Source organism: Actinoplanes sp. NPDC023714 (assembly GCF_040639855.1).
In the GTDB taxonomy this organism is placed as follows: Bacteria; Actinomycetota; Actinomycetes; order Mycobacteriales; family Micromonosporaceae; genus Actinoplanes.
Genome location: NZ_JBFAAR010000002.1, coordinates 813,577 through 837,944, shown reverse-complemented (window position 1 = coordinate 837,944; position 24,368 = coordinate 813,577). Strand labels below are relative to the sequence as shown.

Sequence of the window (24,368 nt, the reverse complement as noted above, 5' to 3'; positions counted from 1 at the left end):
TCGTTTCAAGATGAGGCGCTGTTAACGTGACGGAAATCATCCGTTGACGGGACGCTAGGCCACCCCGGACCGGCCGGGCAAGGACGGAGCCGCCATGAAGTCAATCGATGCCGTCATCACCGCCGCCGATACCGGACCGGACGATCTGGCGGCCCTCGACCTCAACATGCTGCCCGCCCTGCGCGCGCTGCTTCAGGAGCGCAGCGTCACCCGCGCGGGCGCCCGGCTCGGCCTCGGGCAGCCGGCCACCAGCGCGGCGCTGCGCCGGCTGCGCGGCCACTTCGACGACCCGCTGCTGGTGCGGACCGTGACCTCGTACGAGCTGTCGCCGCTCGCGGCCGGCCTGCTCGGAGCCGTGGAGGAGGTCCTCGCCGCCGCCGAGTCGGTGTTCCTCGGCGCGCACGGATTCCGGCCGGCCGTCTCCCGCCGCACGTTCACGGTGATGGCCTCGGACGGCTCGCTCGCCCTGCTCGGCGAGCACCTGCTGCCCCGCTTCGCCGCGACGCCGAACCTGCGGCTGGAATTCGTGCCGATGACCGACCCGGCCGTGCACGACGTCGAGACCACCCTGCGCGCCGTCGACGGGGTCGTCATGCCGCGCGGCATCTTCACCGGCCACCCCGCCGAGGACCTCTGGGCCGACGAGTTCGTGCTGGTGGTGGCCGACGGCTCACCGTTGAGCGCGGAGACCGCGACGCCGGAGCGGCTCGGCGCCATGCGGTGGGTCAGCTCGTTCCACGGCCCGTCGGTGGCGACCACGCTCGAGTCCTGGGGGATCCGGGCGCAGGTGCAGGTGGTGGTGCCGAGCTATCTCGCGATGCCGCTGGTCCTGGCCGCGTCGCCGGGACACGTCGGGCTGCTCCAGCGCCGGCTCGCCGAACGGCTGGCGGCGCTCGGCGGGGTGCGCCTGCTGCCGCCGCCGGCCGGAGCGCACGAGATCCGGATGGCGTTCTGGTGGCACGCGTCGCGCGAACGCGAGCCGGCACATGTGTGGTTCCGCCGGACGGTCGCCGCGATCAGTCCATGAGTCGTTTCAAGATCTCGTCCAGCGGCGGGGGCACGGCCCGCTCGGTGAGCAGCCGGGCATAGCGGAGGTTGCGCCGGGAGCTGCTGCGGATGAACCGGTACATCTGCGCCGGCAGCTCCTGCCCGCGCCAGGCCGGCTGCTTCTGGAACGACCGGAACGACCGCAGGTCCCCCTCGGCGGCGAAGATCGCGGCCACCGCGTCCAGCCCGGCCGCGCGGATCAGCTCCTCCTCGAGGTCGCGGTCGCAGACCACGGTCGTGACCTGGTCCCGGAACATCCCGGCCTCGCGCCTGTCGCAGAGCCCCGCCACCGGCGTCCGCCCCAGCTCCGCGAGGGTGCGGCCGATCGCATGAGCCCCGCCGATCGGTACGACGACGACGCCCTCGCCGCCGAGATCCCGCCCGCGCACCCGCGCCGCCGTCTCCAGCGCGATCCGGTCGGTGATCCCCTCGACGAGCACCACGGCCGCCGCCGCCCCGGCCCGGGCCATCGCCTCCGCGGTGGCCCGCAGCGACGCGGCGTTGGTCGGCATGCCGCCATCCTGGCGTCGCCCGCACGACCGGGCAACCGGTTAACGGCACCTCCCGGGAATGTGCCAACCCTCCCGTGCTTCACAGGGTCTTCACAGCTTATGGCGTTCGATGACTTCCGCAGCGGCCGTGTTCCCCACGCGCCGCCCGACGGGGAGGAACACATGATCGACTCGCAGAAGCGGCGGCGGTGGCCGGCGCTCGGCGCCGCGGCCGGCGCCGTGGTGCTCACGGTCGCCGGGGTGGGAGTGGCCGAGGCGGCCGCCGCGCCGCCCGCACTCACGTTCGTGGCCGCCACCAATACGGTGACCGCCGAGCGCTACGCCGACGGCGACGACGTGTACCTCTACCTCGACCTCGGCCTGCACCTGATCGCCGGCAAGGACGCGTTCGAGGTCCGGGCGAAGCGCACCGGGTACGACAAGCCGATCACCGCGACCCGGCAGGTCGTGAAGAACGGCAAGAAGACGACGGTGGCGCTGCCGGCCGGCACGGTGAAGGACTTCACCGGGCTCAAGGACTTCACCGCGTTCGTCGTGAAGGACGCCAAGGGTAAGGTCGTCGCCCAGTACAAGACGCCGTTCTGCGCGAACTCGTACAGCTCCGGCCGCACCCGCCGGGACGCGCCCGCCACCAACCCGTACCCGACCCGGTGCGGCGGCGAGAACCCGTTCACCCTCGGCGCGGTCTGGGGCATCCAGGCCGGCTGGGACTCGGCGGTGCAGGACCAGCCCGCGAACCAGGCCACCCTCGCGAAGCTGAAGGCCGGTAAGTACACGGTCACCGCCACGGTGGACGCCAAGTACCAGAAGATGTTCGGCATCCCGGCGAACAGGGCCACCGCGAAGGTGACCATGAACGTCGTCGACGTGAAGTACGACGCGAAGGCGGTGGCGCGCTCCCGCACGGCGGCCGCCCGGGAGAGCCACACGGTGACCGGGCACGGCCTGCACCACGGCGAGGGGGACGCCGACCGGCAGGTGTCGTCGTACCTGCCCGAGTTCCGGGCCGCGGCGGCCCGGCCGTGGGCACAGTGGAAGACCGTGCCGGCCGGACCCAAGCCGGACCTGCGGTCGCTGCCGGCCTGGGGCATCTCGATCTCCGAGGGCGTCAACGAGAAGACCGGCAAGCCGGACGGCAAGTGGTACGTCAACTTCGGCGCGACCGTCTGGAACGCCGGCACGTCGCCGCTGCTCGTCGACGGCTTCCGGCGCACCGGCACCGAGCTCATGGACGCGTACCAGTACTTCTTCGACGCGAACGGCAAGCAGGTCGGCTCCCGCCCGGCCGGCACCATGGAGTGGGACGACCGCGAGGGGCACCTGCACTGGCACTTCACCGACTTCGCGCAGTACAACCTGCTGAAGGCGGATAGGAAACTCGCCGTGCGCAGCGGCAAGGAGGCGTTCTGCCTGGCCAACACCGACGCCGTCGACTACACGATGAAGGGCGCCAAGTGGCGGCCGGACAACACCGACCTGTCCACCTCGTGCGGCGCCAACACGGTGGTCGCGGTGCGTGAGGTGCTCGACATCGGCAACGGCGACACGTACAGCCAGGACCGGCCGGGCCAGTCGTTCGACATCACGAACCTGAAGAACGGCACCTACTACATCCAGGTCCTCGCCAACCCGTCGAAGAAGCTCTCCGAGCTCAGCACCACCAACAACTCCGCGCTCCGCCAGATCGTCATCGGCGGCACCGCGAAGAAGCGCACCCTGACCGTCCCGAAGGTCCACGGCATAGCCGGCTGACCCTCCACGGCGGCACCTGGACCGTCCCGGCCCCTCGGGGGAGCCGGGGCGGTCCGCCGCCGTCGGATGCCGCGAAGCGCGACGGCGAGGCACCCCGGGATCCTGGAGGCTCGGCGAGATCGAGAGCGCTGTATCGTCCGGGCCGTGTCGACCGACATCTACGGGATGATCGAAGTACGTGATCTGGTTCGCGCCGGAACAGGCGAACCCGCGAGGCCGTGGCTGCGGTGCATGGATCTCTGGCCCCTCTACCCCGGCAACGACTACGCGGCCCTCGGGTGTCTGTTCGGGGTGCGGAACTGGCCCGGATGGGAGCCGATCGCCGCCGGTCGCGGCCTTCCGGAGGATGTGTCGGACGCCGTGCGCACGGAGTATGAGAAAACCGCCCGGCTCGGCGAGGCGATCCACGGCAGCACCTGGGTGTCGTGGCCCGAGTTGCGCGACCTCGACATGACGGTCACGCCGCGGGCCCGCGGTGTGCTGGAGGTGAGTCCGCGGCCGCACGGACCCCGATGGCAGTACCGCGTCGACGACCAGTGGCCCGACGACGTCGTCACCGCATACGGCCGGCCGCCGCTGGGGTCGTCACCGATCGACGCGCCGTACGGCACCTGGCAGCAGGAGGCGACCAGCTTCGAGTACCGGCAGCTGTCCCGGCAGGATGTGCTCGGCCCCGGAACAGGATGGGAGCACGTCGTCGCCGTCATGCGAGCCCTCGCGCACCGCTTCGGCGAGGACGGTGTGCGGCTGGTCGCCTGGTTCGACTGACTCGTCTACCAGGCGACGACGCCGCGGGGAGTCGGCTGGGTGGTGCCGAGCTGCAGCGACGCCATGGTGATGGCGTCGCCGCCGCCGGGTGGGAAGCCCTCCAACTCGGCGGGTGAAGGTGGGACCACGGACTCCAGGTTGAAGCGCAGGCCGCTGCCGACCCGGCAGGATTCTTCGGATCTGTCGCAGGTCGTCCACTTGATGCCCTGGAAAGCGCTGGTCCCGGGTTCGAGCGTGACCGGGGCGGCCGGGCGCGGCTGGTCGACGTAGTCCCGCGGCACCCGGACGACCTCGCCGTCGGCGTCGGTCAGCACGATGGAGGCGCGTTCCACGATGGTGCAGTCGCGATCGGTCGCGTTGGTCAGCGTGACCAGGCCGCGCCGGACCGCCGGATCGTCCCGGATGCCCTGGAGCGTGACGGTCGCCGTGACGCCGTGGTTGCGGCAGTAGTCGTCGTAGTCGAGCTGCGTGAAGGCGGGCTTGACCGGCGTCGCCGAGGGGGAGGGCGCGGGGGAGAGGAAGGGCGCGGAGGCCGGGGCGGGTTTCGGCGGCGCGCCGCAGGCGGTCACGGCAAGGACCGTCGCGAAAAGGGCCGCGGGAGCGTGGCGATGGCGCATCGAGGAGTCTCCTTACGTCGATGCCGGAGACTACGTACCTCTCGGAGGCCACCGGCCACGGGACTTCCGGCGTACCGAAAAGGGGGAAAGCGCGACGGAAGGGACCGCCGCGCCCACCCGCGGGTGTCAGCTGTTGTCGACGGCGGCCTGCTGGATCGGGAGCGCGGCGATGTAGCGGCGCATGAAGGCGTTGAAGCCTTCGACGTCGGCCGGGTCGGGGGCGGCGGTGTCGAGCTCGGCGTCCGCGAAGACGACCGTGTTCAGGAAGTCGTCGAGGCTCTGGCCCTCGCCGCGGTCGCGGAGGAAGCCGGCCAGCACGGCGATGCCCCAGGCGCCGCCCTCGGAGGCGAGGTTGCCGACCGAGACCGGGGTGTTGATGGCGGCGGCCAGCAGGTTCTGCGCGACGCCCTCGGTCTTGAAGAGGCCGCCGTGCGCGAACATCCGGTCCAGCTGGACGTTCTCGGCCTTCTGGAGGACGTCCATGCCGATGCGCAGCGTCGCGAGGGCGGCGTAGAGCTGGGTGCGCATGAACGTGGCGAGGTCGAGCGAGCTGCCCGGCACGCGCAGGAACAGGGGGCGGCCCTCGTGCAGCTTCGTGATCGGCTCGCCGGAGAGGTTGTTGAAGGCGAGCAGGCCGCCACCGTCCGGGGCGCCGCGCAGGGCGGAGCGGAACAGCGTCTCGAAGATCTTGTCGGTGCCGACCTCGACGCCGAGCGCCGCGGTGAACTCGGCGAACAGGCCGGCCCACGAGTTCAGCTCGCTGGCGCCGTTGTTGCAGTGCACCATCGCGACGAGGTCGCCGGCCGGGGTGGTGACCAGGTCGACCTCGGGGTGCACCCGGCTCAGCTCGCCGTCCAGGACGATCATGGCGAAGATGCTGGTGCCGGCGCTGATGTTGCCGGTACGCCGGGCCACCGAGTTGGTGGCGACCATGCCGGTGCCGGCGTCACCCTCGGGCGGGCAGAGGACCGCGCCCGGCTGCAGCGTGCCGCTCGGGTCGAGCAGGCGGGCGCCGTCGGCGGTGAGCGTGCCGGCCGGCTCACCGGCGGGCAGCACGGCCGGCAGCAGCTCGGCCAGCTTCACCGGCACCCGGCCGGCGGCCAGCTCGTCGAACTGCGCGAGGCGGCGGGCGTCGTACCCGCCGGTCGCGATGTCGATCGGGAACATGCCGCTGGCGTCGCCGACCCCGAGCACCCGGCGGCCGGTCAGCTTCCAGTGCACGTACCCGGCCAGCGTCGTGAGGTGCGCGATCCGGCCCAGGTGCTCCTCGCCGTTGAGCACGGCCTGGTAGAGGTGGGCGATGCTCCAGCGGTGCGGGATGTTGTAGCCGAACAGCTCGCTGAGCGCCTCGGACGCGTCGCCGGTGTTCGTGTTGCGCCAGGTGCGGAACGGGGTGAGCAGCTCACCGTCGGCGTCGAACGCCAGGTAGCCGTGCATCATCGCGGAGACGCCGAGCGCGCCCGTGGTGGTCAACTCGACGCCGTGACGGGACCGGACGTCGGCGGCGAGCGCGGCGAAGCACTGCTGGAGGCCCTCCCAGACCGCTTCGAGAGAGTACGTCCAGACGCGGTCGACGAACTGGTTCTCCCAGTCGTGGCTGCCCACGGCGATGGCCGCGTGGTCCGGGCCGGTCAGCACGGCCTTGATCCGGGTCGAGCCCAGCTCGATCCCGATCGCCGTGCGGCCCGTTTCGATGATGTTACGAATGTCGGCGGTCATCGTCATGTTCTACCGCAGCGACCCGGGGGAGCGGGAGGGGCCCGACCCACTTTGTTAACGTGCGCTGCTTCACCGGGACGATTGCTCGCTGAGCTGGGAGTGTTAGCGCGAACATTTCCGTTCGTAGCGGCCGGGCGCGGGGTGGAGCGGGGATGTGTGTTGAGTTGGGGTTGGGATCGCGCCCGAACTCAACACGCGGGGACGAGGGTGGCGGTGTGTGTTGAGTTGGGGTTCGGATTGCGCCCGAACTCAACACGCGGGGACGAGGGTGGCGGTGCGTGTTGAGTTGGGGTGAGGATCGCGCCCGAACTCAACACGCGGGCAGTGGGGTGCCGCGTGGGCGTGACAGTGGGATGACAGCGGCGGCGCGCACGCTCAGCCCATGACGACGGTGAAGCATCCGGTTCGCGGGCCGGTCAATGCCGCGATCTTCAGGACCCTCGACGGCTACGCGCATCGTCTGTGGGGCGAGCGCAAACGCCGGCTCTTCGCCGATCTGCCGGGGACGGTGGTCGAGATCGGGGCGGGGACCGGCGCGAATATGCGCTACTACCGGCCCGGCACGAAGGTGATCGCGGTGGAGCCCAGCCCGTACATGCACAAGGCTCTTCTCGCCGAGGCCCGGCGGCGGAACGTCGCGGTGGAGATCCGTGCCGAAGGCGCGGAGCGGATGAGCCTGCCGGACGGGTTCGCCGACGCGGTGGTGTGCACGCTGGTGCTCTGCACGGTCCCGGATCCGGCCGCGGCGATCCGCGAGGTCGGCCGCATCCTGCGTCCGGGCGGCCGGCTGGTGTTCATCGAGCACGTTCAAGATCAAGAGCATGCCGGGTACGTCGTGACGCAACGGATCGCGGCTCGACCCTGGCGATGGCTCTTCGAGGGTTGTGACGTGCGGCGGGACACCGAGGCGGCGCTGCGGGCCGGCGGATTCACCGAGGTCGGGGTGGAGCGCTACCGGCTGCGGTCGGTGTTCCTGCCGATCAACACGCAGATCGCGGGCGTCGCGACGAAGTGACGACTGTCAGAATGGGCGGATGCGGTTCGGGGTGCTCGGCCCGGTGCGCGCCTACGACGACGGCGGCGATCCCGTCCCGCTCGGGGAGCGGCAGCGCGCCCTGCTGGCGGCGCTGCTGGCCCGCGCCGGCCGGATCGTCCCGGCCGACCTCCTGATCGATCTGCTGTGGGGGCACGCACGACCGGCGGCGCTGCACAGCCAGATCTCGCGGCTGCGCCGAACCATCCCGCGACTGCGGCTGGAGACCGAACCACCCGGATACGTGCTGCGCCTCGACCCGGACGACTGGGACGCCGGCCGCTTCGACCGGCTCGTGCGCGAGGGCCGCTCCGAGGAGGCCCTCGCCCTGTGGCGCGGGCCGGCCTACGCCGGATTCGCCGACACCGAGATCGCCCGCCTCGACGCCATCCGCCTCGAGGAAGCCCGGCTCACCGCGACCGAACGCCTGCACGAGACCCTGCTCGGCACCGGCCGGGCCGCCCGCTCGCTGCCGGAACTCGAGGCGTTCGTGGCCGGGCACCCGTTCCGGGAGACCGCCCGCGACCTGCTGATGCGCACCCTCTACGCGCTGGGCCGGCACGCCGAGGCCCTGGACGGCTACCAGCGCTACGCGATCCGGCTGCGCGACGAACTCGGCCTGGAGCCGTCCGCGGTGATCCGGGCGACGCAGCTGCGCATCCTGCGGCACGAGGTCGAGGAGGTGCCGGCGCTGGCCGGTCTCCGCCCTCATCGGCTGCCGGACGGGATCGCCTGTGCCACCCTAGGCGCCGGGCCGCCGCTGATCGTCCTGCCTGGCTGGGTGTCGTCGCTCGACGTGATGGCCTCCGGCCGCGATCCCCGGTCCAGCCTGGTGCAGCGGCTCCTCGCGCACTGCACGGTCACCCTCTACGACCGCCGGGGCACCGGCCTGTCCCACGGCCCGGTGACCGATTTCGGTCTGGAGGCGGCGGTGGCAGAGCTGAGGCAGGTGATCGCCCACGTCGGTGAACCGGTCAACCTGCTGGCGATGTCGGAAGCCGGCCCGGTCGCAACCGTCGCTGCGGCGGAACAAACGCAAAAATCGGTAAATAAGGTGATTTACTTTGGCACCTACGCCGACGGCCCGAACACCTTCCGCCGCCCCGACCTCAACGCCGCCCTCATCACGATGGTCCGCACCCACTGGGGCCTCGGCTCGCAGCTCTTCGCCGACCTCTTCCGCCCCGGCGCCGACGACGCGGCCGCCCGGCACCTGGCCGAGGTCCTGCGCGACTCCGCCGACCGCGAGACCGCCGCCGCCTACCTGGAGGCCGCGTACGAGGCCGACGCCGCCCACCTGCTGCCGCACGTCACCGCGCCGGCGCTGGTGCTGCACTACCGCGGCGACCGGGTGATCCCGTTCGAGGGTGGCCGGCAGCTCGCCGAGGGCCTGCCCGGCGCCCGGATGGTCGCGCTGGAGGGCCGCTATCACCTACCCGACGCCACCGACCTCGACCGGATCGTCGACTTGATCACTGAGTTCGTCGCACGATGACACCCATGTGCGTGAGCCACGTATCCCGCCGCACCGCCCTGCTGGGCGGCGCCGCCCTGTTGACCTCCGCCGCCGTCGCCGCTCCCGTCCACGCGGCGCCACGCCACGGCGTCCTCGACCTGACCTACCCGCTCGGCCCCTCCTTCCCCGGCTTCGAACCCGGGGAGGAGGCGGCGGTCCGCACCGTGAAGACGATCGAGGACGACGGCTACTACATGCAGGAGTGGACGGTCCTCGAGCACATCGGCACCCACGTCGACGCGCCGGCCCACTTCACCACGGGCGGCCGGGTCGCGACCGACCTGCGGCCCGCCGAGCTGATCACCCCGGCCGTGGTGATCGACATAGCGTGGAAGGGCCCCGAGGGCGTCGTAACGGTCGACGACGTGAAGCGGTTCGAGCGCCGGCACGGCCGGATCCCGGACGGCGCCGCCGTGCTCATGTACTCCGGGTGGGGCGCGAGAATCGGGGACGGTGACGCGTACCGAAATGGTTTGATCTTCCCGGGTTTCGGGGTCGACGCCTGTGAGTGGCTCCTCGCGAGACGGCGGATCCGCAGCCTCGGCGTCGACACGCTCAGCATCGACCCGGGCAGTTCCACGACCTTCGACACGCATCTCGCGCTGACCGGCGCCGACCGCTACGGCATCGAGAACCTGGCGAACCTCGATCGGCTCCCGCCCACCGGCGCAAGGATCTTCGTGGGGCTCATCCCTTACGAGAACGGCTCGGGGGGACAGGCGCGCGTCCTCGCAACCTGGTGATCGACGCATTCCCGGCGCGCGTACGCTGTCGCGAACGTCTCCATTTGCCGACCCCGTTTCGTCGCCACGGTGTGATGACATGGGATGGGCTGGAACGGTCCGAGCAGCTACAGGAGGACGCATGCAGTCGCGTACCGATCTCGTCGAAGACTTGATGGCGCGTTTTCCTCACGTGCCGCGCGAAGCGGTGATCAAGGAAGATCTGCTGCGGGGCGGTCTCGCGTTCGACGAGTCGGCGCTCACCGACAACGAGAACGGTGACGTCAAGCCGAAGTCGTACTTCATCTTCTCGTTCGACCACCGCACCCTTCCGGAGCTGGGCGAGGCCGCGCTGCGCCGCCCGCCGGAGGAGATCGTGCTGACCGGTGGCCCGTACGACCTGCGGCGCACCGTGGTGAGCGTGCGCACCAACCCTTCATCGCCTTATCGGGTCAAACCGGACGCCGACGGCCGCCTGCAGCTGTTCCTCGACGGCAAGCCGATCGCCGACGTCGGCCTGCCGCCGATGCCGGACTACTACCGGCACACCCTCGCCAACGGCAAGCAGGTCATGGAGGTCGCGCCGACCATCCAGTGGGGCTATCTCGTCTACCTGACGGTCTTCCGCGTGTGCCAGTACTTCGGCGCCAAGGAGGAGTGCCAGTACTGCGACATCAACCACAACTGGCGTCAGCACAAGGCGGCCGGCCGCCCCTACACCGGCGTGAAGCCGATCGACGAGGTTCTCGAGGCGCTCGCGATCATCGACAAGCACGACACGCTCAAGACCTCCACCGCGTACACCTTGACCGGCGGCAGCGTCACCTCGCAGGTGGGCGGCAAGACCGAGGCCGACTTCTACGGGCAGTACGCCCAGGCGATCGAGGAGCGCTTCCCGGGCCGCTGGATCGGCAAGGTCGTCGCCCAGGCGCTGCCGAAGGAGGACGTGCAGCGGTTCAAGGACTACGGCATCCAGATCTACCACCCCAACTACGAGGTGTGGGACAAGCGGCTGTTCGAGCTCTACTGCCCCGGCAAGGAGCGCTACGTGGGCCGCGAGGAGTGGCACCGCCGCATCCTCGACTCCGCGGAGATCTTCGGCCCGCGCAACGTCATCCCGAACTTCGTGGCCGGCATCGAGATGGCCGAGCCGTTCGGCTTCACCACGGTGAACGAGGCGATCGACTCGACCGCCGAGGGCCTGCACTACTTCATGTCGAAGGGGATCACCCCGCGGTTCACCACGTGGTGCCCGGAGCCGACCACCCCGCTCGGCAAGACGAACCCGAACGGCGCGCCGCTGGAGTACCACATCCGGCTGCTCGAGACGTACCGCGCGACCATGGAGCACTACGGCCTGTCGAGCCCGCCCGGCTACGGCCCGTCCGGCGCCGGCAACGCGGTCTTCTCGGTGAGCTCGTTCATGGATTCGCTGCCGCCCGCGCCGGCGCCCGCGGAGAACCCGGAGCCTGCTTCCGCCGAAAAGTAAGACCTCTCAGGTGTGGCGCCTGCCCGGCCGATAGGGCAGGCAGCCACATCGGAGAGGAAACGCGGGCTTGATGCGACCACTGTCCCGGCCGGGGCTGTTCCCCGCCGGCACGGCTCTCTCGGCGCTCGCCGCGGTGGCGGCCGGCGTCCTGGGCACCCGCACGGCCGTACCCTCGTGGTCGCTCTGGCCTTTCGCGATCCTCGCCGTTCTCACCGCGGCCGCGGCGTGCGCGGTCGCTTCCGCTTCCTGCGGCGGCGCCGGCTCGATCTTCTGGCGCCGATTCGGGTACGCCGCCGCGCTCCTGGCGGCGGGCGCCGCCAGCCAGATGGTCGATACCCTGCGCCGGCCGTCGGAGGTGCTGGCGTTCTCGCCGATCACCGGCCTGCTCTACCTCACGGCCGTGGCCGTCGGCGTGCACGCGCTGGTCCGGCTGCCGGGTGCCCGCCGCACCTGGCGCGGAACCGTCGCCCTCTTCCTCGACATCGCCATCGTGGCCGTCGCCTCCGGCCTGGTGATGACCCGGCTCCTCGCCGCCCTGCCGATGCCGCTGCCGAGCGGCGCCCTCGCCACCGCGCTGCAGGCGATCGTGCTGGCCGCCTCGTGCGCCGCCGTGGTCGCCGTCGTCAAGGTCAGCATGAGCGCCACCGGCTCGGTGCACGGCCCGGCCCTCTGGCTGCTCAGCCCGGTCGGGGTGCTCGCCCCGGCCTCGCTCGTCGTGGCCCCGCTGGTACGGCAGTGGGCGCACCTGAACGCGACCGTCATCATCCTGCCGCCGTTCGCGGTGCTGCTCGCCCTCGCGGCGTATGCGCAGATCCGCAACGCGGCCGCGCCGGCCCGGGCGTCCCGGGACGCGGGCCGCCGGGGAATCAGCGCGATCCCGTACGTCGCCGTCCTCTCCACCGCGATCATGTTGATCGCCGTGATCGCGTCGAGCGGCCGGCTCCCCGCGGGCCTCGCCGCCGGCGCCGTGGTGCTGATCCTGCTGGTCCTGGTCCGCCAGCACGTCGCCCTCTCCGACAACGCCCTGCTGCTGGACCGGCTCGACGGCCAGGCCCGCCGGGACGACCTGACCGGGCTGCCGAACCGGCGCGCCTTCACCGGCGCCCTCCAGCGGTCCCCGTCCGGCGCCGTGACCGTGGCCGTCTGCGACCTCGACGACTTCGCCGCCCTGAACGACCGCCTCGGCGACGCGGCCGGCGACGAGGTGCTGCGGCAGGCGGGGGAGCGGATCGCCCGGACGATGGGCCCGGAGGCGTTCGTGGCCCGGTTGAACGGCGACGAGTTCGGCATCATGCTCCCCGCGTCCGCGGATTCCTCATCGCTTGCGGAGGAGCTGCTTCGGGCGTTCCAGGCGCCGCTGCCCGCCGACGGCCACGACCTGCTCGTCACGGTGACGGTCGGGGTCGCCTCCGGCAGCCGCGACGAGGTACCCGACCTGCTGCGCCGCGCCGAGCTCGCCCAGCAGGCCGCCAAGCGCGTCGGCACGAACCGCTACCAGCAGCACACCGCCGCCCTCGACGAGAACGCCCAGCACACCGCCCACCTGGCCGCGGCCCTGCGCCGGGGCCTGGACCGGGGCGAGTTCCGCCTCGTCTACCAGCCCATCGTCGAGCTGCCGCACGGCACCATCAGCGCCGTCGAGGCCCTGGTCCGCTGGCACCCGGACGGCGGCGTGCCGATCTCCCCGGCCGAGTTCATCCCGGTCGCCGAGCAGACCGGCATGATCATCGACCTGGGCGCCTGGATCCTCGACACCGCCTGCGCCGACGCGGCGGCCTGGCAGGAGCGGCACGGCGAGGCGGCGCCGCGGGTGAGCGTCAACGTCTCCGCCCGGCAGCTGCTCGACCCGGAGCTGCCGTCCCTCGTGGCGGCGTCGGTGAAGCGGCACGGCCTGAACCCGGCACGCCTCACCCTGGAGATCACCGAGACGGCGGTCTTCGCGGGTGGCCCGGCCCTCGCGACGGTCCACGAGCTGCGCGCCCTCGGCGCCGGCATCGCCCTCGACGACTTCGGCACCGGCCACTCGTCGCTGACGCTGCTGCGTACCTGCCCGGTCACCACCCTGAAGGTCGACAAGTCCTTCATCGACGAGATCGACGGCAGCCCGCAGCAGGAGGCGATCGCCGCCTCGCTCAGCGGGATCGCCCACACGCTGGGCCTGCGCGCCGTGGCCGAGGGCGTGGAGACCCAGGACCAGGCCGACCGGCTGCACGCCCTCGGATACCGGTACGCCCAGGGCTTCCACTTCGCCCGCCCGACCCCGGCCGCCGCGATCGACGAGGCCCTGGAGCCGACCTTCAGTCTTCGATGAGCAACGTCAGCTGCCCGTTGCGCACCGCCTTGTACCACTCCGGGTGACGGGTCATCACGTCGACGTTCATCTCGATCGCGAGCAGGGCCGCCGAGGCGCAGTCGTGCCGGCCGGTCAGGGCGCGCAGGCCGGCGAGCATCTCCCAGTCGTCGGTGTCGTCGGCGATCAGGTAGGTCGCGGCGTGGGCGAGGAGCAGGTCCAGGCGCTCCCGGTCGATCATGCCGATGTCGTGGCCGGCCTCGACCAGGCACCAGAGCGGGATCAGCACGGCGCCGTTGTCGTCGGCGATCTCGGCGAGGGTTTCCCCGACCGCGACGGATCCGCGCACCCAGGAGGTGATGGCGGTGGTGTCGAAGACCAGGCAGACGTCGCGGGGCTGGGTCATGCGGTGCGGGCGCGCAGGCTCGCCAGGAACGCGGCGTTGCCCTCGGGGTCGTGGTGCGCCGCGGCGGAGGCGAGCCGGCGCCGCCGGGCCCGGGCCTTGCCGTCCTCGGTGACGGTCATGCCCATCCGCGCGTGGATCTCGTCCAGGCTGAGCTTGGAACTGGTGTTCTGCTCCATGGGCAGAGGGTACCCCGAACCACCGGAGTCAGACCGCTGTCGAATTCCCCCAGGGGATGGTCTCCAGCGGCAGGCCGGTCAGGCCGTTCTCGCCGAGCAGCATGCGGGCCGAGTTCTGCCCCAGCTCACTCAACATCAACTCATGAATCGGTACGACCCGGGCGGGGCGCACCGCCCGTACGAAATCTGCTGCTTCTCCGAATTTGGTCCACGGGCCACTGATGGGCAGCAGCAGCGTCTCGATCTCGGCGGCCGGCACCGCATAGGAGTCGCCCGGGTGGAAGACGCGGCCCTCGACCAGGTAGCCGACGTTGTCGATGACCGGGATGTCCGCGTGGATGAGGGCGTGCGTCTCCCCGTGCACGGCGATCGCGAAGCCGGCCGCCTCGAACCGGTCCCCGGCCGCGACGACCTCGGCCCGCCCTCGCAGCTTCGCGCGGACGGCCGCCGGGCCGAAGACCCGCAGTCCGGGCCGCCGGTCCAGCTCGGCGACGAGCGCCGATTCGTCGAAGTGGTCGAAGTGCTCGTGGGTGATCAGGACGGCGTCGGCCGCGGAGATCAGCTCGGCGGCGTCCGGGGTGAAGGTGCCGGGGTCGACCAGGAGGGTGCGGGCGCCGTCGGTGAAGGTGACGCAGGCGTGGGCGTGCTTGGTGAGCTGCATGCCTCAGAAAATACAGCCAGGCTGTATATTTGGCGGCATGATCCACGACACGCCCGACGACGACATCGCCGAGCTGCTCCGGCAGTCGATCGGGCGGTTCGTCCGGACGGTCCGCGCCCGTGCCGACACCCTCCCACCGCCGCAGGCAGCAGCTCTCGGTGTGCTCGACCGCGACGGCCCGCAGACCATCGCCCGGCTCGCCGCGGACCGCCGGATCACCCACCAGAGCATGAGCCGGACCGTTGCGGAGCTGGAGAAACGCGGGTTCGTGGCGCGCCGGCCCAACCCGGCGGACCGGCGCGCCGTGCTCATCGTCCCGACTCCGGCGGGCACCGAGGCCCTGGCGGCCGATCGCGACTCCCGGCGGCGCTGGGTGGCCGCCGCGATCGAGGAGAAGCTGACCGCCGAGGAACGCGCCATCCTGCACGCGGTCCCCGCCGTGCTCGATCGCCTATCGGAGGTTGACTCACCGGTAACATGACCGCCTATGGTCTGGGGCATGCATATCCGGCCCATCCACCAGGGCGACGCGGCCCGCCTGGCGATCCTCCTCGAGCAGCTCGGCTTCCCCTCGGCCGAGCGCGACGTCCGCCTGCGCATGGACTACTGGCTCGGCGACCGCGCGAGCGCGCTGCTCGGCGCGGACGACGACGGTTCGCTGGTGGGTGTGGCCGCCCTGCACGTCACGCCGATCCTCGAGATCACCGGCAAGTTCGGCCGGCTCGCCGCGCTCGTCGTCGACGAGGCCTACCGCGGCAAGGGCGTCGGCCGCCTGCTGATCACCGCGGTCGAGGAGCGGGCGCGCGCCGAGGGCTGCCTGTTCGTCGAGGTGACCAGCAGCAACCACCGCGCGCCGGCGCACCTCTTCTACGAGCGCCTCGGGTTCGTCGACAGCCGCGACCAGTCCCGCCGCTTCATCCGCCGGCTGCCCACAGGAGGCCACGCTCGGTGATGGTCCGCGTCGGCGGCAGCAGCAGATCATCGGGTGAGTGTCCGAGAGTGTTCACGAAGACGCGGCCCGCTCCGAACCGGCGGGTCCAGACCACGGGCATGACGGTGCCTTTCGTCTCCGGCGCTTCCCCGACACCGGCGAAGGTCGTGGTGGCCAGCACCTCGAGCGTCGGATCGACGTGGCAGTAGTACTGCTCGGTGTGCACGTCGTATCCGCCGATCCCGGCCACGATCGGGTGCTCCGCGGCGATGTCGATCCGGTGCGGGACGAACCCGCCCGGATGGAATACGAACCGTCCGCCGACCAGGTATTGATAGCGCGGATTCTCGTACCCGAAAGCGAGGATACCGCCGTGCCAGCCCGCGAATCCGGCGCCGTTCCGGACCGCCGTGACCAGTCCCTCCTCCTGTTCTTCGGTGAGATTCCCGGTGGTCCAGGACTGCACGATGAGGTCGACGTCCGGAAGGTCGGCATAGACCTCCAGTGAGTCCGCGACCTCGACGTCGAAATCGTGGAGGGTCAAGAACTTCTCGAAGATCCCACAACATTCGTACGGCGAATGCCCCGCCCACCCGCCGCGCACGAAAAGAGCCCGCCTCAACCGATTCTCCCTAGTGATTCCGCAGCGCCGCCGGTCATCCCCGGCAGTTCGCGCCAGGTCGCCGATCCGCTTGGTGGCCCGCCCTGTCCGCTCGACCGTCACAGTGGTGTCGAAACCCTACCCGCCTGGCGCGCTTCCTCCTCTCTTTCCCCGCCTGACATCGTTCTCTCCTTCCCCGTCTGACCTGCTGGTCTCCTTTCCCTTTTTGCCTGTCCTTTCTTTACCACCAAACAACCTAGCCTCCTAGGATGCTGACGAGGTGTGGCTCTTCGCGCAGGGTTCGACTCGGCGACCGCCCGTAGGCGGCCCGATAGGACGCGGCGAACCGGCTCGAGTCCGAGAATCCCCATCGGCCGGCTATCTCGGTGACGGTCACGCCCATCGCCGGGATCGCGGCCTGCAGATCGCGGTGCGCGTTCTCGAGGCGGACGCGCCGCAGATAGGCGAGCGGTGTCGTGCCGAGATGCCGGCGGAAACCGGACTGCAGGGCGCGGACTCCCAGTCTCGCGGCGCCGGCGATGGCATCGAGCGTGATCGGGTCGGCGGCGCGGGCGTCGATGTAGGAGACGGCCCGGCGAATCGCGGCGGGCACGATCCCTGCCTCTTCCTCCATCACCGCAGGTTACGGACGGGCGGGAGGCGCGCCTACCCCTCGGAAGAAGGATCAGGGCGCGGGGTACGGGACCCCGCGCCCTCGACGGTCATTCCAGAATGAACGTGGCGTCCGCCCGGCCGGTGGCGTCGGACACGGCCTGGACGTACAGAAGATAGTTGCTGTGTCGCACATAGCGCCCGGGGTAGTTCTGCGACTCGAACGAGACGCCGGTGCCGCTCAGGCCGGTGCGCTGGAAGAAACTGGCGTCGCCCCGGAATGCGGCAGTCCCGTCATTACGCTCGACATACACCTCGAAATTGCGGTGCCGCAGGTAGTAGCCGGGGAAGTTGGTCGATTCGAGTGAGACCGACCCGGAGCCGGCGAGTCCGGAAACGATCCGGAACTGTGAGTCAGCGAGGACCGTGACGTTGGTGTCGAGGCGCGCCCGGTACTCCCAGTGCCGCACGTAGCGGTCGGCGACGTTGGCGGAGCGCAGCCGGACCGGGGTGACGCCGTCGGCGACCGGGATGCCGAAGTTCGGGGTGCCGTCGGCGTTCCAGTAGAACTTCTGGATCCGGGTGCGCCGGTTCGGGTCGTTCAGCGGGTCGCCGGTGATGTCCCGGTAGTTGCGGTCGTGGTAGACGAGGATGTCGCTCTGACCGTCCTCGGACACCGTGAACGAGTTGTGGCCGGGGCCGTACTGCCCGGTCGCGGCGTTGCTGGCGAAGACCGGGTTCGCCGACTTCGTCCACGACGCCGGGTTGAGCAGGTCGGCGCCGGCCGGGGCGGTCAGCAGGCCGAGGCAGTAGTTGGCGTCCGTGGCGCTCGCCGAGAACGTCATGAAGACCTTCCCGTTGCGCTGCACCACGGTCGGACCCTCGTTGACCTTGTATCCGCGGGTCTCCCAGGCGAGCGTCGGCACGGCGAGCCGCGCGACCGTGCCGGTGATCGTCCACGGGTTCGACAGGCGGGCGATGTAGATGTTGGAGTTCGTGGCGATGCCCGGCTCCTGCTGCGCCCAGATGAGGTACCGCACGCCGTTGTTCACGAACGTCGACGCGTCCAGGGCGAACGTGTTCCACGGCGTCGTGATCTGACCCTTTTCGGTCCAGGTCGCGGTGAGCGGGTTCGCGCCGGTGCCCTCCAGGACGTACATCCGGATCGCCCACACGTCGTTCGTCGCGCCGGCCGCGAAGTAGACGTACCACTTGCCGCCGATGTAGTGGATCTCCGGAGCCCAGATGTGCGCGCCCATGACACCGCTCGAGTGCTTCCGCCAGACGACGGTCTCCGACGCGGTCGACAGCCCCTGCAACGTGGTGGCCCGCCGCAGCACGATCCGGTCGTACTCCGGGACCGTCGCCGTCATGTAGTAGTAGCCGTCGGTGTGCTTGTAGATGTGGGTGTCGGCCCGCTGGTTCGCGATCGGATTCGTGTAGTACACGGCGGGCGCCGCCTGCGCGGGCGTGCCGGGGGAGAAGACGGCGGCCAGCAGGCCGAGCAGCACGGCGGCCAGGGCCGCCCGCAGACGACGGGGGGATGGGGACATGGCGGTCCTCTCGACAGCGATGTGCGCGTTCTCAGAGGTGCTCACGGCCGGCCCGCTTGCCATCGAAGGTTAGCGATAACATCCCCGTAGTCAAGATGTTGCCACCATGTTTCCCGCCCGCGAGCAACCACCAGTGGCCGGGCACGTCGTGGCTGGGTGTCCGGCGGCGCCGTGGACCCGTCCCCGGGCATGCCGTGAGCCTGTATCCGGGGTGGAGCGAGGCCTGCCGAGCCATCGCAACGCCCCGGCCTTTCGGCAGCCCGCGCGAGAGGAGACACCCCCCGACGCCGGCTACCGCGCTGACCGAGGCCCGCACTTCGCTCCGAACCCACAGCGGCGGCGGCGCGCACTTCGCTCCGAATCCACAGCGGCCGCGGCTCGCACCTCGCTCCGAACCCACGGGGCTGACCCGGACAAGCCGCTCCGAGAAACCCAAGGTTTGACCCAGACGCGCGAGGAACCCTAGGGCTGACTCGGAGAAGGCGACATCCGCGCGGCTAGACGGCCGGCCTGCGCGCGCTCGGTGTGACAAGCCCCGTCTCGTAGGCGACCACGACCGCCTGCACCCGGTCGCGCAGCTGGAGCTTCGTGAGGATCCGGGTGATGTGGGTCTTCACGGTCGCCTCGCTGAGGTTGAGCGCGGAGGCCAGTTCCGGGTTACTCAGCCCGCCCGCGAGCAGGGTCAGCACCTCCAGCTCCCGGGGTGTGAGCGACGCCAGGTCGCGGTGGAGGGCGGAACGCGCCGGGTCGGCCTGCGCGAACCGCTCGATCAGGCGCCGGGTGATCGTCGGCGCTAAGAGCGCGTCGCCGTCGCGGACCAGCCGGACCGCGTGGATCAGGTGGTCGGGTGTCACGTCCTTGAGCAGGAACCCGCTGGCGCCGGCGGTGAGGGCGGCGTAGACGTAGTGGTCGAGGTCGAACGTCGTCAGGATGACCACCCGCACCGGGTCGCCCGCGGCGGTGACCGGGGATTCGGCGAGGATGCGGCGGGTCGCCTCGAGGCCGTCGAGCTCCGGCATGCGTACGTCCATGAGCACCACGTCGGGCCGCAGGCGGCGGGTCGCGGCGATGGCCTCGTGACCGTTGGCCGCGTGGCCGGCCACCTCGATGCCCTCGGACGCCAGGATCATGGCGAACCCGGTCCGCACCAGCGCCTGATCGTCGGCGATCACCACCCGCGTCATACGCCACGCCTCTCATCACGCACCGGCGCGCCGAGGCCGGCGGCGGCACCGGGGCCGGCAGCAGCACCGAGGCCAGCAGGAGCATCGGGGTCGGCAGGAGCATCGGGGTCGGCAGGAGCATCGGGGTCGGCAGGAGCATCGAGGTCGGCGCGGGCGCCGAGGCCGGCAGGGACAGCGCCGTCGGGAGGAATGCCGTGGTCGGGAGGGGCGGTGCGGCCCGCAGGGACAGCGTGGTCAGGAGGAGAGGCGCGGTCGGCAGGGACAGCGTCGTGGTCGGGAGGAATGCCGTGGTCGGGAGGGGCGGTGCGGCCGGCAGGGACAGCGTGGTCAGGAGGAGAGGCGCGGCCGGCGGGGACAGTGTCGTCGTTGGGAGGGGTGCCGAGGCCGGGAGGGGCGGCGCGGCCGGCCGGGACGACGTCGTCGGGAGGGGCGACGAGGTCGGCGGCGGCCGCGGACAGGGGCAGCGTCGCGTGCACGCGGAAGCCGCCGCCCACGCGACGGCCGCCGGCGAGGCTTCCCCCGTACAGTCGCAGTCGCTCGGAAAGACCCAGCAGCCCGCTGCCGCCGCCGGCAGAAGCCGGAGCGACGGCGGCGCCCGGCGCCGGCTCGTCGTTGATCACCTCGATCGCCAGGTCGCCGCCGATCGGGCGGACGGAGACCGTGGTCGGGGCGCCCGGCGCGTAGCGCAACGCGTTGGTCAGCGCCTCCTGCACGACGCGGTAGACGGTCAGGTCGAGCCCGCGGGGCAGGTCGATCGGCGACAGCTCCAGCTCGATCGGCTGGCCGGCCCGGCGCACGCTCTCCACCAGCGACGCGAGCTGATCGAGGCCGGGCTGCGGGTGGAGCAGGTCGTCGTCGGGGCCGGGCGCGAGCACCCCGAGCAGGTGGCGCAGCTCGGCCATCGTCTCCCGGCCGCTCGCCTCGACGGCCGCGAGGGCGCCGCGCGCGAGCTGCGGATCCTGCGCGAGTACCTTGCCGGCCGCGCCCGCCTGGATGGTCATGACGCTGACGTGGTGGCTGACGATGTCGTGCAGCTCGCGGGCGATCCGCGCCTGCTCCCGGGCGACCGCGAGACGGGTGGCGGCCTGCTGCTCGCGCTCCACCGCGACGGCACGCTGCTCGGAGACCTCGGCGCGGCTGCGCGCGGTCCGCACCGCCACGCCGAGCAGGCCGATCGGCATGACCAGCACGAAGACGCCGGCCCAGTCGGGCAGGCTCGGCCAGGTGTCGCCCTGCGCCGCCGCGGTGACGACGCACATGGTGAGCAGCACGCCCATCGACAGCGCCGCCGACCGGCCGTGGATCGCCACCGCGTAGACGCCGATCAGCAGGGCGACCAGGATGGCGACGTTGCCGTCGAGGTCGGCCGTGAGCAGCGCGGTGAGCTGGAACAGGAAGGCGGCGACCGGCCATCGTCGCCGGACCAGCAGCGGCAGCGTGAGCAGGAGGTTCGCCGCGATCTCCCGGCCGGTCGTCTGGTCGGGACGGAACACCTGGCCGGGCCCCAGGAACTCGGGCGGCAGCGCGGGCACGTCGCCGCGGCCCTCGCTGGTCATCCACATCGCGGCGACGGACAGCACCGCGACGAGCACGAGGTCGAACCAGACCACGTGCTCACCGGATCGCCACGCGGCGAGGATTCGGGACACGCTCCACATTGTGCGGCCGGGCGGGTGGCCGAGGCATCGGACGAGGGTCGCAAATCCCACCGTGGCATCGGACCAGGGTCGTAGATCCCGTGGATGACGGGGCCGCCGAAAGACCGTCTCGCGCCCGATCCGCGTCTCCCATGGCCGGGCCTAGCGTCCCGGTCCATGACTGATTTCGTACGCCTCCAGGCCGTCACCAAACACTATGAGAGCGCCGGCCCGCCCGCCCTCGACCACGTCGACCTGACCGTTGCCGAGGGTGAGGCGGTGGCCGTCATGGGCCCGTCCGGCAGCGGCAAGTCCACCCTGCTCAACCTGGTCGCCGGCCTCGACCGGCCGTCGTCCGGGGAGGTGGTCGTGAACGGTACCGTGCTCAACCGGCTGTCCGAGACAGCCCTGGCCCGGCACCGCCGCACCGGCATCGGGATCGTCTTCCAGTTCTTCCACCTGCTCGACGAGCTGACCGCCCGGGAGAACGTGGTGCTGCCCGCCCAGCTGGCCGGGATGAGCCGGCGGGCCGCGCTGGCCCGCGCCGACGACCTGCTCGGCAGTCTCGGGCTGGCGAGCCGGGCCGGCGCCTACCCGGCGAAGCTGTCCGGCGGGGAACGGCAGCGCGTCGCCGTGGCGCGGGCCCTGGTCAACCGGCCGCGGCTGCTGCTCGCCGACGAGCCCACCGGCGCGGTCGACGCGGCCGCCGGTCGGCAGGTCATGGAGCTGCTGCGGGACCTCAATAGGGGCGGGCAGACGGTCCTGCTGGTCACCCACGACGCCGAGCTGGCGCGCGGCTGCGCCACCCGGATCGTCGACGTCCGCGACGGGCATCTCCGCGAGCGGGTGACGGCATGAGGGCCGTGCTGCGCGCCGCGGCGGCCGCCGTCCGGCGCCGGAGGATGCAGAGCCTGGTCGTGGGCGCCGTCGTGCTGCTGTCGGCGGCCACCGGCGTGCTCGCGCTCGGCCTCATGATCGCGTCGAGTGCGCCGTTCGACGCGGCGTTCGCCCGGCAGAACGGCGCGCACGCCGCGGTGACGTTCGAGGGCGGGGGAGAGGAACTGGCAGCGAGCGCGGAACGGACCGGCGTCACGGGGGCGGCCGGCCCGTTCCGGACCGTGGACGCCGCGCTCGGCGGCGAGCACGGCGACCGGCCGCCCGGACCCGTCGTCGGCCGGGCGGACGCGGACACCACGGTGGACCGGCTCGAGGTCACCGGCGGCGCCTGGCTGACCGGTCCCGGACAGATCGTCCTGAGCCGGGACACGGCCGGCCGGGGCCGGATGGAGTGGAAGGTCGGCGACACCGTGACGGTCGGCGACCGGGCGCGGCTCACCGTCGTGGGCATCGCCTCGTCGGCGACCTCCACCGCCGCGGCCTGGGTCTGGCCCGGCCAGGACGACGTGCTGACCGGCGACCACCGGCAGATGCTCTACCGCTTCGCCGACCCGGCCGACCCGGACGCGGCCGTCGACCGGGTCACGGCCGGGCTGCCGGGCGTGGGCTCGACCACCTGGCTGGCCGTGAGGACCGAGGTGGAAGGCGTGATCCGCACCTTCGTGCCGTTCGTCGTCGCGTTCGCCGTCCTGGGTCTCCTCCTCTCCGTGCTGATCGTCGTCAACGTGGTGGCGGGCGCGGTCGTGGCCGGGTTCCGCACGATCGGCGTCCAGAAGTCGCTCGGCTTCACCCCGGCCCAGATCACCGCGATCTATTGCGGTCAGGTGCTGATCGTCTGCGTCCCGGCCGGCCTGCTCGGCGTGGCTATCGGTCACCTCGCTGCCGTCCCGCTGCTGCGGCAGACCAGCGACGCCTATCAGGTGACCGGCGCGCCGTCGGTGCCGCTCACGGTGGACGCGCTCGTCCTGGCGGGCGTGGTCCTGCTGGTCACGCTCGCCGCTGCCGGTCCGGCGCTGCGGGCCGGCCGGCTCTCCGCGGTCCGGGCGATCACTGTGGGACGCGCGCCGACCGGCGACCGCGGCGTCCGGATCCGCCGGGCACTCGCCGCCCTGCCCCTGCCTCGCGCGATCGGTTTCGGACTCGGCACACCGTTCGCCCGGCCCGCCCGCAGCGCCGTCACCGTCGTGGCGGTGCTGCTCGGCGTGACCACCGTGGTCTTCGCGACCGGCCTCGCCGCGTCGCTGACCCGGGTCGCCTCGATGGGCAGCCGGCTCGACGCCGTCCCAGTGCGGGTCGGCATGCACCCCGCCGGTCCGAGGCCGCAGGGGTGGGCCCCGGGCACCGCCGACACCGCCGCGGTCCGGAAGATCATCGAGGCGCAACCGGGCACGACGCATGTCGCCGGCGAGACCGAGCAGGACACCACGATGATCGGCTACACCGAGCCGCTGGCCGTCCGCGCGTACCAGGGGGACGCCTCGTGGGCCGGGTATCCGCTGCTGCGGGGACGCTGGTACACCGGCGCGACCGAGGCGGTCGCGGGCTCGCGGATGTTGGCGCTGACCGGCACCGAAGTCGGCGACACGATCACCCTGGGCACCGGGCAGAAGGTGACCATTGTCGGTCAGGTTTTCAGCAACGGCTCCGACGCCACCATCCTCATGGACATGGCCGGCCTGCCCGGCGTCACGCCGCAGATCTTCGACGTCGGGCTGGCCCCGGGCACGGACCATCGGGCGTACATCGAGCAGCTGCGCTCGGCGCTCACCGGCCTCGAGGCGGACGCCCAGCTCAGCGCCGAGACGCAGGAGAACGAGGTGGTCGCCGTGATGATCGGCCTGATCGCCACGCTGACCGTGCTGCTCACCACCGTCGCGGGACTCGGCGTCCTCAACACGGTCATGCTCACCACGCGCGAGCGGGTACACGAGATCGGGGTGTTGAAATCGGTCGGGATGACCCCGGGCCAGGTGCGCGTGCTGGTGCTGAGCTCGGTCACGGTCATCGGCTTGGTGGGCGGCGCTCTCGCCGTACCCTTGGGCTTTGCTCTTCATGGGTGGGCTCTTCCGGTCATGGCAGGGTCGGCGGGCCTGGTGCTCCCGCAGTCGATCCTGGACGTGTACGAACCGTGGACGCTGGTGGCTCTCGGGGCGTGCGGCATCGTCCTGGCGGCTCTGGGCGCGCTCGTTCCGGGGAGCTGGGCAGCACGCGCCCGTGCGTCGGCCGCGTTGCGCGCAGAATGACG

At 71.5% G+C, this 24,368-nt stretch carries 23 protein-coding genes; 12 read left to right on the top strand and 11 right to left on the bottom strand.

Going from position 1 to position 24,368, the window contains the following annotated elements; translation table 11 throughout:
• Positions 1-94 precede the first annotated feature (94 nt).
• Positions 95-1,027, top strand: a complete 933-nt coding sequence (locus tag AB0G10_RS11885; protein WP_360918966.1) for a LysR family transcriptional regulator — start codon at positions 95-97, stop codon at positions 1,025-1,027.
• Here the strand turns inward: AB0G10_RS11885 and AB0G10_RS11880 are convergent.
• Entirely contained in the window at positions 1,017-1,559 is a 543-nt protein-coding gene (locus tag AB0G10_RS11880; RefSeq protein WP_360918964.1) for a TOPRIM nucleotidyl transferase/hydrolase domain-containing protein, read from the bottom strand. The two genes, AB0G10_RS11885 and AB0G10_RS11880, sit on opposite strands and share 11 nt — an antisense overlap.
• Before the next feature lie 162 nt (positions 1,560-1,721).
• On the opposite strand from AB0G10_RS11880, the gene AB0G10_RS11875 reads away from it, so the two are divergent.
• Both AB0G10_RS11875 and AB0G10_RS11870 read left to right on the top strand, forming a co-directional pair.
• Positions 1,722-3,311: a lysyl oxidase family protein gene (locus AB0G10_RS11875; protein ID WP_360918963.1), complete on the top strand. Its 1,590-nt coding sequence runs from the start codon at positions 1,722-1,724 to the stop codon at positions 3,309-3,311.
• Positions 3,312-3,542: 231 nt separating this feature from the next.
• Positions 3,543-4,079 (top strand): hypothetical protein, encoded by a 537-nt coding sequence (locus AB0G10_RS11870; protein WP_360918961.1) that lies wholly within the window; start codon positions 3,543-3,545, stop codon positions 4,077-4,079.
• 5 nt (positions 4,080-4,084) lie between these two features.
• Here AB0G10_RS11870 and AB0G10_RS11865 read toward each other — a convergent pair whose 3' ends face one another.
• Complete coding sequence (locus AB0G10_RS11865) at positions 4,085-4,696, bottom strand: DUF4232 domain-containing protein (RefSeq protein ID WP_360918959.1); 612 nt, start codon at positions 4,694-4,696, stop codon at positions 4,085-4,087.
• A gap of 126 nt (positions 4,697-4,822) precedes the next feature.
• Positions 4,823-6,415 (bottom strand): FGGY-family carbohydrate kinase, encoded by a 1,593-nt coding sequence (locus AB0G10_RS11860; protein ID WP_360918957.1) that lies wholly within the window; start codon positions 6,413-6,415, stop codon positions 4,823-4,825.
• 382 nt (positions 6,416-6,797) lie between these two features.
• Here AB0G10_RS11860 and AB0G10_RS11855 point away from each other — a divergent pair, with 382 nt between their 5' ends.
• From AB0G10_RS11855 to AB0G10_RS11835, 5 genes are all read left to right on the top strand, one after another.
• Positions 6,798-7,430: a class I SAM-dependent methyltransferase gene (locus AB0G10_RS11855; RefSeq protein ID WP_360918955.1), complete on the top strand. Its 633-nt coding sequence runs from the start codon at positions 6,798-6,800 to the stop codon at positions 7,428-7,430.
• A gap of 19 nt (positions 7,431-7,449) precedes the next feature.
• Complete coding sequence (locus AB0G10_RS11850; RefSeq protein WP_360918953.1) at positions 7,450-8,943, top strand: alpha/beta fold hydrolase; 1,494 nt, start codon at positions 7,450-7,452, stop codon at positions 8,941-8,943.
• 5 nt (positions 8,944-8,948) lie between these two features.
• Positions 8,949-9,707 (top strand): cyclase family protein, encoded by a 759-nt coding sequence (locus AB0G10_RS11845; protein ID WP_360918951.1) that lies wholly within the window; start codon positions 8,949-8,951, stop codon positions 9,705-9,707.
• 121 nt (positions 9,708-9,828) lie between these two features.
• Complete coding sequence (locus AB0G10_RS11840) at positions 9,829-11,175, top strand: radical SAM protein (protein WP_360918949.1); 1,347 nt, start codon at positions 9,829-9,831, stop codon at positions 11,173-11,175.
• A 70-nt stretch (positions 11,176-11,245) separates the two neighbouring features.
• Positions 11,246-13,486, top strand: coding sequence for a bifunctional diguanylate cyclase/phosphodiesterase (locus AB0G10_RS11835; protein WP_360918947.1), 2,241 nt, complete (start codon positions 11,246-11,248; stop codon positions 13,484-13,486).
• Here the strand turns inward: AB0G10_RS11835 and AB0G10_RS11830 are convergent.
• The 3 genes from AB0G10_RS11830 to AB0G10_RS11820 are packed head-to-tail and all read right to left on the bottom strand — an operon-like array spanning position 13,473 to position 14,708.
• On the bottom strand, positions 13,473-13,871 hold the full coding sequence (locus AB0G10_RS11830) for a hypothetical protein (RefSeq protein ID WP_360918946.1): 399 nt from the start codon (positions 13,869-13,871) through the stop codon (positions 13,473-13,475). The genes AB0G10_RS11835 and AB0G10_RS11830 overlap by 14 nt on opposite strands.
• Positions 13,868-14,047 carry a hypothetical protein gene (locus AB0G10_RS11825; RefSeq protein ID WP_360918944.1) on the bottom strand — a complete coding sequence of 60 codons (180 nt, stop codon included), beginning with the start codon at positions 14,045-14,047 and terminating at the stop codon, positions 13,868-13,870. Before AB0G10_RS11825 ends, AB0G10_RS11830 begins: the two co-directional genes overlap by 4 nt.
• 28 nt (positions 14,048-14,075) lie before the next feature.
• On the bottom strand, positions 14,076-14,708 hold the full coding sequence (locus AB0G10_RS11820) for an MBL fold metallo-hydrolase (RefSeq protein WP_360918942.1): 633 nt from the start codon (positions 14,706-14,708) through the stop codon (positions 14,076-14,078).
• Positions 14,709-14,745: 37 nt separating this feature from the next.
• Here AB0G10_RS11820 and AB0G10_RS11815 point away from each other — a divergent pair, with 37 nt between their 5' ends.
• Both AB0G10_RS11815 and AB0G10_RS11810 read left to right on the top strand, forming a co-directional pair.
• Positions 14,746-15,189 (top strand): MarR family transcriptional regulator, encoded by a 444-nt coding sequence (locus AB0G10_RS11815; protein WP_360918940.1) that lies wholly within the window; start codon positions 14,746-14,748, stop codon positions 15,187-15,189.
• An 18-nt stretch (positions 15,190-15,207) separates the two neighbouring features.
• Entirely contained in the window at positions 15,208-15,660 is a 453-nt protein-coding gene (locus AB0G10_RS11810; RefSeq protein ID WP_360918938.1) for a GNAT family N-acetyltransferase, read from the top strand.
• Here AB0G10_RS11810 and AB0G10_RS11805 read toward each other — a convergent pair.
• From AB0G10_RS11805 to AB0G10_RS11785, 5 genes are all read right to left on the bottom strand, one after another.
• The gene (locus AB0G10_RS11805) at positions 15,623-16,243 is read right to left on the bottom strand and encodes a ThuA domain-containing protein (protein WP_360920715.1); all 621 of its coding nucleotides are present in this window, start codon (positions 16,241-16,243) and stop codon (positions 15,623-15,625) included. The two genes, AB0G10_RS11810 and AB0G10_RS11805, sit on opposite strands and share 38 nt — an antisense overlap.
• A 253-nt stretch (positions 16,244-16,496) precedes the next feature.
• Positions 16,497-16,874 carry a helix-turn-helix transcriptional regulator gene (locus AB0G10_RS11800; RefSeq protein ID WP_360918936.1) on the bottom strand — a complete coding sequence of 126 codons (378 nt, stop codon included), beginning with the start codon at positions 16,872-16,874 and terminating at the stop codon, positions 16,497-16,499.
• Between the two features lie 88 nt (positions 16,875-16,962).
• Positions 16,963-18,405 carry a family 43 glycosylhydrolase gene (locus AB0G10_RS11795; protein ID WP_360918935.1) on the bottom strand — a complete coding sequence of 481 codons (1,443 nt, stop codon included), beginning with the start codon at positions 18,403-18,405 and terminating at the stop codon, positions 16,963-16,965.
• Positions 18,406-18,902: 497 nt separating this feature from the next.
• On the bottom strand, positions 18,903-19,589 hold the full coding sequence (locus AB0G10_RS11790) for a response regulator transcription factor (protein ID WP_360918933.1): 687 nt from the start codon (positions 19,587-19,589) through the stop codon (positions 18,903-18,905).
• Positions 19,586-21,238, bottom strand: a complete 1,653-nt coding sequence (locus AB0G10_RS11785; protein WP_360918931.1) for a histidine kinase — start codon at positions 21,236-21,238, stop codon at positions 19,586-19,588. The genes AB0G10_RS11790 and AB0G10_RS11785 overlap by 4 nt, the downstream gene beginning before the upstream one ends.
• Positions 21,239-21,403: 165 nt before the next feature.
• Between AB0G10_RS11785 and AB0G10_RS11780 the strand changes: the two genes are divergently transcribed.
• The gene (locus AB0G10_RS11780) at positions 21,404-22,084 is read left to right on the top strand and encodes an ABC transporter ATP-binding protein (RefSeq protein ID WP_360918929.1); all 681 of its coding nucleotides are present in this window, start codon (positions 21,404-21,406) and stop codon (positions 22,082-22,084) included.
• On the top strand, positions 22,081-24,366 hold the full coding sequence (locus tag AB0G10_RS11775) for an ABC transporter permease (protein WP_360918927.1): 2,286 nt from the start codon (positions 22,081-22,083) through the stop codon (positions 24,364-24,366). Before AB0G10_RS11780 ends, AB0G10_RS11775 begins: the two co-directional genes overlap by 4 nt.
• Positions 24,367-24,368 lie beyond the last annotated feature (2 nt).